The sequence below is a fragment of the Candidatus Thiodiazotropha sp. AKAK3 genome (assembly GCF_058244645.1).
In genome coordinates, this window is record NZ_JBSYOQ010000013.1 from 39213 (window position 1) to 53152 (window position 13940).

Consider the following 13940-nt stretch of genomic DNA (forward strand, 5'->3'; position numbering starts at 1 on the left):
GGGTGGGGCCATGCCCCACCAAAAGGGGTTAGATATTCACGACTGGAGTAGATAATAACTGTAGAACTTGAATAAATTTTTTTAGCAACTTCAGACTATTTCCCAGCTTATTATGGTGGGGCATGGCCCCACCCTACAATTCTAACGAGGAATAACACTTATTAGACCAATGAGATCCCTAACTTCAGTTCTCGATGGTTTCTATAATTACAATGCAGTTTGATCATCAATGATTGTTACTGTCTCAGCTAAGTACCCTTCTGTACTACAGTTGCCATCGATATCAACACGCTGCCCAGCCTCTAAGACACCATTCTGAGAAACCTCACTCACCGTATCAGTGATTACAACCGTTAGAATCTCCACTTCATCATCCAGTGTGACATGTAGGTCTGTCGTAGCCAGGCCACATACCGTATCTTCTATAGGCTCAAGGTTAAAACTGTTGCTTCCAACAGATAGCACCGTACCGCTGATATGGTCACTCTCATCGAATTCTGTCTCTGATTCTGTGTCAACAACTACCAAAGCAGCATTGAGTAGATCTTCAGATCCTGTTGAATCTAATACGCCATCAACCTGAACCTGACGCAACTCAGCTATCTCAGCATAGTCAAGTAAATCTCCGGTTTTTGAGAGAATCCTTGTACCATTGACGGTCGACTCTCCTGCCTGGAAGACTACATCAAGTGATGCATCAGCAACTACACCCTCACCTTCAGATACAGTCATACCAAATCCGACACTATCTGCAGTGCGGTTAACACTTCCTTCCAACTGCAGAAATTCTCCTAACTCTACAACCAGAGCTTCTACCTCCATCAGCGGATGATAACGCTGCCCTACCACCCCGTCATGATCAACCAAAACTCTATCATCGGTCTCTTCATCTTCCAGTAACTCACAATCACCGGGAGCAGACTGTTGCCCTGGCGCCAAACCCAATTCCCATAGACGACACTCACCCTGTGGTGGCAGATGTCCGGGAGGTATATTTGCATCCCGTTGAGGCTCCACATCATGATCAGGCTTACCTATCACGACCACCTGCTGGCCCACCATCGTTTCCAGCAGAAGTTCAGTCAGTGGACGAGGTGCTCCTTGGTAATTTATGTTGTCAAAATATGCACTATCGTCACCCAACTCCACAGTGACGCATTCCATACTGTCAGATTGTTGAACGGGTAGAGCACCACACAGCAATAATGCGTTCTCCTCAGGCATGACTTCACTGATTTCACCTTGCAGGCGAACCAGCTTACTTTCAAAGCCGGCTTCCAACACATCAACAAAAACCACAGGCCTGAAGTTGTAACCCCGACCATTTTCAACGATGTGTATAGAGCTTCTGGCATCCAGATCAACCTGGACAGTAATAACATTGCCCTCATCGACACTGAAACAGTCTCTCGCAAGCAGATCAAGCTTGCCAGTGCCCGGCAAATTTGGATGGAAGGTCTCATTATCTGTGATGTCGTCTGGCGTATCATCAGCCAGCACCAGTTCCAGGTCACTTAAAATCAGGCGGATCTTACAGTAACGACCTACAGGAACATCGTCACGAAATGTGAAAGGAATCGATTCGTTTCTCAATCTGAGCAGATCAACTGTCTGTGCCTCATCTGAGTAGAGCACAACTGGATCAGCTTCTTCAGAACCCAATAATTCAATCCGCTCAATGACTGCATTGATTGATACAAATATTGAGGGGTCAGCTGGTTTATCAGTCAATAATACGCCGACTGTACCTGTACGCTCCGCACTACCGGTCGTTGTATCATTTGTTGAGGTACTATCGGAACTACCACCGCCGCCACATGAGATTAAGATAGCTACCAGTAGAACAGCAATGAATTTAGAGCTGATTTGGGTATAGAGACGCATCGTTCATATCACCTTATTTGTGCACTTTGGGAATATATTACCATTAAACAGATAATTTTCTGAGCAGCGACTCGCATTTTTTGAGAAATGTTTTTTATCCCGCCAGTGATTTATCACATTGAAATATAAAGATAATTTACAAACCATCAAGCTCAAACAGAAAATCCAATACTTGGTTAAAAGAGCATCAGCTATACTCTATAGTGACCTGTAAAGGTCACAATTTACTGAACAAAATAAACAAACAGTGTAGTCCAGTCATAAAAAAGGGGGCCGAAGCCCCCGATTTTTCCCGCTTAGGGTGAAACCAAGCAGAACTACTCCTTAGTCATCATGACGGTCTCTGCGTGGACGCCAAGAGTTCCATCTATTCCGATCATCATCACTGGAATATTCATCATCTTTAGACTCGTCATCGTCAGACTCATCTTCATCTTTTGACTCGTCATCCTCAGATTCATCATCGTCTTTAGACTCGTCATTATCTGAATTACTATCTTCACGATTTTCGCAATTACGGTCATGATCATGCTTATGTCTTGGATGTTCTCTCCACCATGGTTTGTCATCCTCGTCACTCTCATCATCATTCTCGCTCTGACATACACCATCAGCACTGTCTACCAGGGCGTTACAGTTATTATCCACGCCATCATCGCAGACCTCTAAGGCACCAGGATTGACATCGAAATTGTTATCATCACAATCCACTGCACCACAGCTACCACCTTCAATGCTGTAACCATCGCCATCAACATCAGTACAGTCAACAGGACAATCAACTGCATTCACATCTGCAGTATCTGTAAGTCCGTTACAGTTGTTATCAACATTATCGCTACAGATTTCTGTCGCGCCTGGATTAATTGCAGGATCGCTGTCATTACAGTCAATCGCACCACAAGAGCCACCATCAATTGAGTAGCCATCACCATCCATGTCAGTACATTCAACAGGACAATCTACCGCATTTGGATCTGCTGCATCGGTCAGGCCGTTTCCATCATTATCAACACCATCGGTGCAAATTTCAGTTGCGCCAGGATAGGCAGAGGCATCGCCGTCATTAAAGTCAGCTGCGGTACCACAACTTTCACCTTCAGCATAAAAGCCATCCTCATCTGAATCAGTACAAGTTGGTGTAACAGGTGGCGGGCAGAAAAACTCATAGTCACCTGCTGAATAGGCCGACTTCGCATCATTATCAGAATGGCATGCTTTACAGCTGTCATCCTGATATGACTGCAGTAGATCGTAGCCATTGCTGTTGCAGTATTCGACAATAGTATCTGTCATGGAAGAAAAAGCACTTGCCTGTTGAGCTCCAGCAAGAAGGGATGTGCTCAAAACGAGCAACTTAAATCTATGTTTGTTACGAATCATATATCAATCTCTCATTCCGTTAATTTTTTTAATGGCGCATCCAGAACTGAAATGGATCACCAATCCTTTTCGCTTAAATGAGGTCAATAAAGCAGATCGTGATCACAAGAAATCACGTCTTAAAAAACGCTTTATTAAGGCCAGCCAAGCGGAATAGATAGTGTCGCTAAGATAGGAATGCATCTGTGATATCACTCACACAACCCTTGGGAGAATAATCCCAGTCATCAATAATTCCAAACAACTTCACACAATCAATCGGTTTTGTTAATTAGTCCACTAAGCGGAAATTAAATATCGATCAAATATTTTTTTTGTAGATAGTGTCAAATACTCACAGAAAGACATTTGAATCTTTCTTTGCATTTAAACGATGATATAGAGTTGATTTTTTTATAGACAGTTGCGACCTTTTTTTAATGAATATCAGCTCATCAATGACCTGTTATTTTACTTTGGTCTTTATCATGCTCTCTAACACCTAATTGATCTGCAAAAATTTAGATTCTTCTCAGATCTTTTTTCACTCTCACCCAGGATGCAGATGCATGAATCCTCTTCGGGTAAAAAATCTTCTACCTGGATTATCTCAGTTTCCCCTGTTAACTCTCCTTTTCCTCCAGAAGCAGGCGTAAATGGAGCAGCACAGCATTTACTGATCAGATACCCGGATATCCAGGATATGCTGAGGGCATCTGTTATCAGCGGGATAAACTAAGCAGGAGCAGGCAAGAGACCCCACGCCGAGCAACGCAAAGTCTTAAAGCTGGATACCAATCCAGGAGGATCAGGATGTTGAGAATTTGTCTGGCTATATGGCAAAAATGGTGGCCCTGTAGTAACTGAGCACCCAGTTGCAATCGTTGAAAGATAGATCAATTTTCAATAAATCATTGATATATCTCACATAATTACTTCATACCAATATAAGAATAATTTAAAATGTACTTTAAAAACAATGCATTGATATATATCAACCACATTGATATTCTACCCTACGGATTGAATGTTTATACCAATACTATGTTTTGGATATGTATTTTCTCATCGCGGGATATTTACCTGAGCAATATCAAAACCGGGCACTATTCCGTATTAGCATTACAGTCAAATGTACGCACCCGCAAGGAAGTATCAGCAGCGCGTTTTTAAAATAAAAATTACATCCAAGGGGAAGAACAACATGTGGAAAAATTTTACCAGGTACAGTGCCTGGCTGGTGCCCTTGTTCATTTTGATAAGTATTCAAACTGTTCAGGCCGCCCCCACACCCGCCTTAACCATACTGGGAGAAGAGATTCCGCACGGCTTCGATCCCGAAACTGGTAAACGCATTATCCCCAACGAACGCTGCCTGACTTGTCATGGCGACGAGAACGAAAAGTCTGATGTGCGTGATGATGGCAGCAAGGTCACTATCTTTGTACACAGCAAACAAATTGAAGAGAGTGTGCATGGTGAACTGCACTGTAATAGCTGTCACATCACCATCGAACGCGTGCCCCATCGTGAGGCACCCGCAGTTATTGTAGGCTGCGTCGACTGCCACAAAGATACCTGGGAAGAGTATAAAGACGACCCCGACGAAAAGCATAAGCGTCTGAAGATCGTCAACGAGCAGATCGACTACTACATGGATTCTATCCATGCTCAGCCAAACTCACTGGATCAATCTCGCACCAATGCCACATGTTACGACTGCCACGAGGCCCACAATGTTGGAGAACTCGGCAGCATACAACGTGCCGAGAAGCGCCTTAAAAACCCTGAAGTCTGCGGCAAATGTCATGAGGATCAGCTGGCTGATTACCGCAATTCTGTACATGGCGAGGCGGTACTGGAGAAAAGTGACAGCGACTCAGCGGTATGTTCCGATTGTCACACCACCCATGCCATAGACGCCCCTGAAACCGACAAGGCAAAACTGGCAATTACAAAGAATTGTGGTGAGTGTCATGAAGAGGCTCAGCGCACCTATTTCGATTCTTATCACGGCCAGGTTCATCGCCTCGGATATACCAATACAGCCAAATGTCATGACTGCCACGGCAGCCACAAGATCAAGGGCGAAGATGATCCGACTTCAGAGATTCATGCCAACAACCGACTGGAGAACTGCCGGGTCTGTCATGAGGACGCCAATGAGAACTTCCTGACCTTCTGGCCCCACGGCGACGCAGATGACAGAGCAAACTATCCGGGCCTCTGGTTCTTCAAACTCTTCATGCAGATTCTTATTTTCTCCGTGATGGCCTTCTTCTGGGTACATGTGGTGCTTTGGCTCTACCGCGAGGTAGCTGACCGTATGGCAGGCAAAGGCTTTATTGAAGATCTGGACAAGCCTGATATTGTCTACTTCCGCCGCTTCCCTGTCGTCTGGCGCTGGATACATGGCCTGTTCGCCATCTCCACCATGACTCTGATCCTGACCGGCACCACGCTGCTGTTTGCCCATACCGGTTGGGCCAAGGCGGTGGTGGTGTTCCTTGGCGGTACTGAAATGGAAGGCATCATCCACCGCACCGCCGCTGTGATCTGGTTGGGTATATTCCTCACCCATCTGACGATAGCCGTCACAAATATCATTCGCAAACGTAAAGACTTCGAATGGTTCGGCAGCACCTCCATGATCCCCAATATGAAGGATTGGCGGGATCTGAAGGGCATGTTCAGATGGTTCCTTGGAAAGGGTGAGCGCCCTGAGTTCTCCCATTGGACCTACTGGCAGAAGTTTGACTATTGGGCACCCTTCTGGGGCGCGGCTGTAATCGGTACTTCCGGTATCATGCTCTTCGCACCAGAGAAGACCGCTCTTATTTTGCCGGGCTGGATGTTCAATATCGCTACCCTGGTCCACGCTGAGGAGGCACTGCTGGCTGCCATATTCCTCAACTCAGTTCACTTCTTCAATGTGCACTTCAGGCCTGAGCGATTCCCGATGAGTACCACTATTTTCACCGGTGCGATCCCATTTGAGGAGTTCCGTCACGACCACCGTGAAGAGTACGAACGTCTCGCTGCCACTGGTGAGATAAACAATTACCTGGTCAGACGGCCTTCCCGTCGTGCTGAGCTGGCGGCCTCGTTTATCACCACTGTACTGATCATGGCAGGCCTTGGCTTGCTCACCCTGGTGCTGATTGGTCTGATGACCTCGCCAAGTTGATATACCCGGTAAAATTGAGAGAAGACATTATGAATAGAAAAGTTCGCAATCTCCTTCTGGGTATAGTGGCATTGTTACCCTCGACGCTCATGGCCGATCCCACTGGGCAGGCCTTGGCATTCACCTGTGCCGGTTGTCATGGTACTGACGGCTCCAGCGTCGGCCCATCCAGCCCCTCCATTGCTGCAATGGATCCAGAGGTGTTCATCGATGCCATGGAGGGTTACAAGTACGACGAACGTAACTCCACCATCATGAATCGCATTGCTAAAGGCTATAACGAAGAGCAGATCAAAAGCATGGCCTGGTTTTTTGCTAAACAGCCACTACAACTTAGCCCACAACAGCACGATGCTGAGATGGCCAAGCTAGGTGCTGTATTACACGACAAGTATTGTGAAAAGTGCCATGAAGATGGAGGCAAACCGGGTGATGCCGGTACCCTGGCAGGACAGTGGATACCCTACCTGCACAACTCCATGGAGGACTTCATTGCTGGACGTCGCGACTACCCCAGAAAGATGAAACGCAAGGTAGACGCCGCCATTGAGGCAGAAGGTGATCAAGCTATACAGGCTCTGATTCACTATTACGGCAGCCAACACTGATTCCCAGGACAGGTAAAAAGAATATGAGTGATATCAATCGTAGAGACTTCATCCGATTCGCCACCCTGGCCGGCGCTTCGTTCAGCCTGCCGCAGCTTGCACTGGCAGCTAACCCAAAAGTTGTGATTGTTGGAGGTGGTGTAGGTGGCTGCACCGCAGCCAAATACCTGCGCAAATTAAATTCGAATATCGAAGTCACCCTGCTCGAAACCAAAAAGGCCTACTCATCCTGTTTTATGAGTAATGAGATTCTCAGCGGTGATCGTACCCTGGAATCCCTCACCTTCGATTACGAGGGACTGCGCCGTCACGGAGTCAAAGTGGTTATCGACCGGGTCAGCGCTATCGAGCCTGATAAAAAGCAGGTGGTTACGGAAGGCGGCCAACAGTTCGCTTATGACGCCTGTGTGGTCTCACCCGGCGTTGACTTCAAATGGGATGCCATTGAAGGGTATGACGAATCAGTAGCCGAAGAGATTCCCCATGCCTGGTTCGCCGGTCCGCAAACCGTAACTCTGCGCAAACAGATTGAATCCATGCCAGAGGGTGGCAAGGTTATTATTGTGGCCCCACCAAATCCTTACAAATGCCCACCAGGACCATACGAACGTGCGGCACAGATTGCCATGTATTGTAAGCACCATAAGCCCAAGGCGAAGATTCTAATCCTCGACCCCAAAGATAAATTTTCCAAACAGGGATTATTTGAACAAGGGTGGAGCAAGCTCTACGGTTTCGGTACTGACAACAGCATGATCGAATGGGTAGGTGCGGCCGGTGGTGGCACCGTCGAAGAACTCGATCCCTCGACCCGCACTTTGCAGGCAGAAATTGAGGAGTTCAAAGGTGACGTAATCAACATCATTCCTCCTCAGAAGGCCGGCAAGGTCGCCTTCGCATCGAATCTCACTGAGGGTGATTGGTGTCCGGTGAACAAGCTGACCTTTGAGTCCAGCTTGCACAAAGGTATCTATGTATTGGGAGATGCCTCCAGTGCCGCGAAGATGCCTAAATCTGCCTATGCCGCCAATTCCCAGGCAAAGGTTGCAGCAGCGGCCATCGTCTCTCATTTCAACGGTATCGAGCCTTCAGATCCCACCTTCGTCAACACCTGCTACAGTATTCTTGGCGAGGAGCACGGTATCTCCGTTGCCGCGGTCTACTCCCTGGACAAGGAGAACAACACCATCCTGCCGATCAAGGGTGCCGGAGGCCTTTCCCCCATGGACGCTTCTGACCTGCAACGCAAACGCGAAGTAAGCTATGCCCACAGTTGGTTCAAAAATCTGATTGATGACATGATGATGTGACTATTCGGGGGGAGCTCCGTTCCCCCCAGCTCATTGGCGCCATCCCAAATACTCAGCTGTTATTCAATCCGGCAGGAAGAGATATCGGCGATCTGAAGATTATAACTGGCACCTGGATTCTCTGGGGAAGGCCCTTGGGTAAGAACGGCACGGCCACTGTCGAAGCCTTGTTGATGCAACCAATGGCAGATAAAAGGCCCCCAGTCACGTAAATCATTTTCCACTTTGATTGGTTGCACCCCATAGGAAAACTGCAGTGCCTGGCAAGTGGTTTCGTCAGTACTAAAAGCGTTGATCCAGACCGGCAGGCGATAACGGGTTATGTTCCGCGCCGAGGCGCCTGAGCGAGTGGGAACCATCACTGCAACCGGATTCAGCTTCACAACTGCCTGTTGGACACAATGGGCAATCAGGTCTGTGGGCTGAACATCATGATTGCGACGCATACGCTCCTCACGAATAATCAGGTTTCGGCTCGGCTCGGTATCGACGGCTATTTCGACAAGCATTTTCACCGCCTCCACCGGATAGCGGCCCATGGCGGATTCGGCTGAAAGCATGACCACATCTGTACCATCCAGAATGGCGTTGGCGACGTCCGTAGCTTCCGCCCGTGTCGGTCTGCGATGCTCCGTCATCGACTCAAGCATCTGAGTGGCAGTGATCACCGGTTTGCCCAGCTGGTTGGCTTTATCCATCAACTCTTTCTGCACCACAGCCATTCTTGAGATAGGGATCTCAACGCCCAGGTCCCCGCGGGCCACCATCAGCCCATCAGATACGTCCAGAATGGAGTCCAGATTATCAAGCGCTTCCAAACGCTCGATTTTCGCAATAACGAATGGCCTCCGGCCGCACTCGTTAGCAGCTGCGAGTAAATCCTCGATATCCTTTCCATGAGAGACAAAGGACTGACTTACTGCGTCTACACCCGCCTGCAAAGCAAATTCCAGGCATTCGCGATCATGTTCGGTGAAGGCGCCAAATCCCAGATCGATACCAGGAAGGTTCAAACCTTTTCTCGAGGAGAGCTCCCCACCAGCACGCACTTCGCAATGAACCTCCGTATCCTCAATAGCGTCTACCTTGAGGGAAATCAAACCATCATTAAGAAACAGCTTATCATTCACCGAAACGATCTTAGGCAGCTCTTTGAGGCTGACCGAAACACGCCCTGCGTCACCTGCAATATCCTTCGTGGTGAGTGTCAACCTGTCGCCGATCTGCAGATCAACCGGCCCCTGGGGTATCTCACCGATACGCATTTTCGGCCCGGGAAGATCGGCCATGATCGCCAGCCGTTTGCCGGTTTTCTCAGCCACCCTGCGTAATTTGAGGATGTTCTCCTGGTGGGTGGAAAAATCTCCGTGGGAGAAGTTCAATCGAGCAATATTCATCCCCGACAACAGCAGTTGTTGCATGACTTCTTCAGAATCGGAAGCCGGGCCGATGGTGCCGATAATCTTAACTTTGTTCGATCGATTTATCACTGCATGTACTCTTTAAGTTAAACCTGAGCACACTATTCTAAGGGGGTTTGATGAATCTTTTGTTATTGATTCAGGGATAATCATTTAACTGCACCCTATTCCTGGACTCTACATAACCAGGTACATCAGATTTCCACAAACTTCCTCGGATGTAATAGAGAACACAACAGGCTTTGTTCCAGGGCGGATATAGTTGATAGCTTTCTCCCGCCGGTGTGGAGAAACGGTAATCCGATGAAACCACCGCATACAATACAATTGCCTCTCCGATAGCAGTCTTATCGTTCTAGCAAATACTGAAACAGCCCTCATGGCTGCCGATCTTACCCTGCTCTATAAGCCCAACTAAGTTATAACCAATAGCTTCTCTATGGCTCAACATTATCCAGATGGTTACTGGTTTGTTGCTTTCAACTTTGAAAGTCTCGTTTGACGTGATTCAGCCACAGTGCGAAAGAATATTTCCATGTTAGGTATCCAGTAGTCCCAACTATGATCCCCAGGCCCTGGAAAGTAGTGCTCTTCCGGCAGGATGGCTCCAAGCAGCTCGGCGTTTGGATAGAGCCGATCCTCATCACCGCACATCAGCCAAACTCGCTGCAATTTTGTCTCATCTCCGATCCAGTCTTGTGCCATTTGCCAAACTAACCGATCGTAGTTGTCACTTTGCATAACCATCGTGCGTTCACCAGAATCCCATGATTTCAGACCGCCTGCCTCACGAATGGTGTCGGTCACTTCGTCACCACCCAGGTAGGGTGAGATCAGCACTAATCCATCCAACTCTCCGGGATGATGCCATTCGTACATCATAGTACCCAAGCCACCCATGGAACCACCAGCAAGCCAAATCTCCGAATAGCCCTGTTGTCTAGCCGGTGCCACGATCTCATCATGCAGGCGTTTGGTGGCTGCACCTTTACGGTAGAAATTCATGGTCAGGTCGGCCATCAATATGTCGGGTTCAGGCCAGCCACGATGGATCGCTTTATCCACTCCCCTATTCAGCATGTCTTGGGAATCACTGAGTATGCCAGGTAGAAGAATGATCAGGACTTCGCTGTTTTTTTGACTACCCTCGATCAATTGCCGCCCCATTCGGTCAGGGACTGGCCCAAAGACACTACAAGCCGATAGCAGGGTAGTCGCTAGGACCAGGGCCAAAATCCGGAACAAACAATCAGCTGATTTAAACTGTAAAGGTAATTGTCGCATAGCACTTCTTCACCCGTCTGAATCTGGTCATATAACCTGGCAAGCGTAATATAGAAAAACAGTTCAAGCGAACAATAGCGCCGACCCAACAGTTTGCCAAGACCAGGAAGAAGATGAACTCGTTGTGAATTTGTGATGCCCACATCAATTCGTACTGAATTCGTGAGTATGGATTCGAGTTCATGGACAAATATGGATATTCCAAGGATGTCTACATTTGCCCATTCAAGGCTGTACTTCACGGGGTCGGAGTCGGACCAGAACGGACTGGACTACCAGAATAAAGCGCTAGTGTTTTTTCGAGGCGACTCACGATATGGGAGCTCTCGACTCCGACCCCTGATGCTCCTTACCTTTCAGCCAGAATGGTTAACATAGGGCCTGATCCTGATCACTGCTGCCATAGGTAGAGTAGCCAGAGTCGTGGGTGTCGATGTTATGCGCACCAACCAAGTTCACATAGTCACCAATGTGGTCCATATCGGGGGTTCTGCAACCCATATCATGTTCCTCGATATTGAAGTGTGTGGTGTGATTTCCGTGATCATGACGCACTACAACACTATCATCCTGGTCGCAAGCGATATCGCAGTCAGATTCCGAACCTTCATGATGAAGTATGTCGTTACTGTCCAAGCCATCAAACGTGCCACAACTTTCATGCAGTTCATGGTTATCGTCATCATCGTCATTAGGTTTACTTGCATAAGCGATGATATCGGCAATGGAGTAAGTTTCTCCGTCATCACTTTGAACATATTCAAAGTTGGTAATGGTTGAACTATTACCGTCACTGTCGGAGATCACTAAGTCGCCATTGTCATCGAGTTCCACATCGTAATCCGATACAGAACCTGAGAGGAAGAAAGTATCCGTTCCGTCGTCACCATCCATAAAATCACTACCCGCGGTGCGGTTCACTGTGTCATTACAGATATTGGCATGGTCTCCATGCCTATCCGTGTAATCATGACTCATCACATCATCGTTACCCTCGGTGTCGTTGACAAGACAGCCAGAACCTTCATCCGCATCAGTGACATTAAAGAGAAGATCGACCTCATCAGAACCACCATTTCCGTCTTCAACACGAATTGTCACCTCATACTCGTCGTCACTGACACAGGTGATATCATCGTGGCTATGCCTGTCATCGTGACTATGTCTATCATCGTGACTATGTCTATCATCGTGGCTATGCCTGTCATCGTGGCTATGCCTGTCATCGTGGCTATGCCTGTCATCGTGATCACTGTGACCATCCACGTCACACCGGTGCGTGACGACATCATCGACACAGGTCTCACCTTCATAGTCCGGTGCGTCGAAGCTTAACTCACCCGTTGTCTGGTTAATGGTGAATCGGTCAGCATCTTCACCGTCCGCGATCGAGAAAGTCAGTGTATCGCCATCCGCATCACACGCATCAGCATCAATCACAAAGGTGGTGTTTTCCGGTATATAAAAATTATCACCATCCTCAACATTCGTGAAATGAGGAGCTTCATTTACCGCATCATCATCATTGACAGCAACATCCTGGGTAACCGGATCAAAACCCGGTGCAGATGCGGTGATGGTCGGGTACTGAGTACCATCGACAATCTCATCGTCAACCGGAGCGACCGGAACTGTTACAGAAGTCTCACCCACCGGGATGGTTACAGTGACAGGTACGGTGGCTTCACTTTCGTCATCGCTGCTCAGGGTTACGGTTAACGGCTGATCCGTAGGGCCAGTGCGGGTGATCATCAATGCTTGCTCTGGATCACCGTTCTCGTCAAAGATCGGGTTACCATTGGCGTCGACGTTCACGCACGGAGTCGGAGCGATGGTCAGCTCAGGTACATCGTCATCATTAACAGCAACATCTTGGGTTACCGGATCAAAGCCCGGCGCAGATGCGGTGATGGTCGGGTACTGAGTACCATCGACAATGTCATCGTCAACTGGAGTGACTGGAACTATTACGTAGCTCTGGCCAGCTGGGATGGTTACAGTGGCCGGAACGGTTGCTTCACCTTCATCATTACTGCTTAAGGTTACCACCAGCGACTGATCCGTAGGACCAGTGCGGATGATCATCAATGCTTGCTCTGGATCACCGTTCTCGTCAAGGATCGGGTTACCATTGGCGTCGACGTTCACGCAGGGAGTCGGAGCGATGGTCAACTCAGGTACATCTGGTACTGGCACATCATCGTCATTAACAGCAACATCCTGGGTAACCGGATCAAAGCCTGGAGCCGTCGCCGTGATGGTTGGGTACTGCGTTCCATCGACAATGTCATCGTCAACCGGAGTAACCGGAACCGTCACAGAAGTCGCTCCTGCAGGGATGGTTACAGTGGCAGGCACTGACGCTTCACCTTCATCATCGCTGCTCAGGGTTACAACCAGTGGCTGATCAGTTGGACCAGTACGCGTGATCACTAGGGCATCAACTGGATTACCATTTTCATCAACGATCGGGTTGCCATTGGCATCAACTGCTGCACCGGGTGCAGCTTCTATTGTCAGCTCAGGTACATCTGGCTCATCATCATCATTGACCGCAACATCCTGGGTAACTGGATCAAAGCCCGGTGCCGTCGCGGTGATGGTTGGGTACTGCGTTCCATCGACAATGTCATCATCAACTGGAGTGACAGGAACCACTACGGAGGTCTCACCTGCCGGGATGGTTACAGTGGCAGGAACGGTGGCTTCACCTTCGTCATTGCTGCTCAGGGTTACAACCAGTGGCTGATCAGTTGGACCCGTGCGAGTGATCACCAGTGCATCGGAAGGATTACCGTTCTCGTCGAGGATTGGGTTGCCATTAGCATCGACAGCTGCACCGGGTGCGGCTTCTATGGTTAGCTCAGGTACATCTGGTACTGGC

Annotated in this window: 8 protein-coding genes; 3 read left to right on the top strand and 5 right to left on the bottom strand. The window is 48.4% G+C overall.

The window, feature by feature from the left end:
- Positions 1–207 precede the first annotated feature (207 nt).
- Positions 208–1884 (bottom strand): DUF4382 domain-containing protein, encoded by a 1677-nt coding sequence (locus AC4IE7_RS01385; protein WP_490775010.1) that lies wholly within the window; start codon positions 1882–1884, stop codon positions 208–210.
- Between the two features lie 324 nt (positions 1885–2208).
- Positions 2209–3180 carry a putative metal-binding motif-containing protein gene (locus AC4IE7_RS01390; RefSeq protein ID WP_490775011.1) on the bottom strand — a complete coding sequence of 324 codons (972 nt, stop codon included), beginning with the start codon at positions 3178–3180 and terminating at the stop codon, positions 2209–2211.
- 1270 nt (positions 3181–4450) lie between these two features.
- On the opposite strand from AC4IE7_RS01390, the gene AC4IE7_RS01395 reads away from it, so the two are divergent.
- The 3 genes from AC4IE7_RS01395 to AC4IE7_RS01405 are packed head-to-tail and all read left to right on the top strand — an operon-like array spanning position 4451 to position 8351.
- Positions 4451–6433, top strand: coding sequence for a cytochrome C (locus tag AC4IE7_RS01395; protein ID WP_490775012.1), 1983 nt, complete (start codon positions 4451–4453; stop codon positions 6431–6433).
- A 29-nt stretch (positions 6434–6462) separates the two neighbouring features.
- Positions 6463–7041 (top strand): c-type cytochrome, encoded by a 579-nt coding sequence (locus AC4IE7_RS01400; RefSeq protein ID WP_490775013.1) that lies wholly within the window; start codon positions 6463–6465, stop codon positions 7039–7041.
- Positions 7042–7064: 23 nt separating this feature from the next.
- Positions 7065–8351, top strand: a complete 1287-nt coding sequence (locus AC4IE7_RS01405; RefSeq protein ID WP_490775014.1) for an FCSD flavin-binding domain-containing protein — start codon at positions 7065–7067, stop codon at positions 8349–8351.
- A gap of 59 nt (positions 8352–8410) precedes the next feature.
- Here AC4IE7_RS01405 and pyk read toward each other — a convergent pair whose 3' ends face one another.
- The 3 genes from pyk to AC4IE7_RS01420 all read right to left on the bottom strand — a co-directional run.
- The gene (gene pyk, locus AC4IE7_RS01410; RefSeq protein ID WP_490775015.1) at positions 8411–9841 is read right to left on the bottom strand and encodes a pyruvate kinase; all 1431 of its coding nucleotides are present in this window, start codon (positions 9839–9841) and stop codon (positions 8411–8413) included.
- 393 nt (positions 9842–10234) lie between these two features.
- A complete protein-coding gene (locus AC4IE7_RS01415; RefSeq protein WP_490775016.1) occupies positions 10235–11005 on the bottom strand; it encodes an alpha/beta hydrolase in 771 nt (256 codons plus the stop codon).
- Positions 11006–11425: 420 nt separating this feature from the next.
- The coding region (locus AC4IE7_RS01420; RefSeq protein ID WP_490775017.1) for a hypothetical protein at positions 11426–13940 on the bottom strand (2515 nt) is incomplete at its 5' end.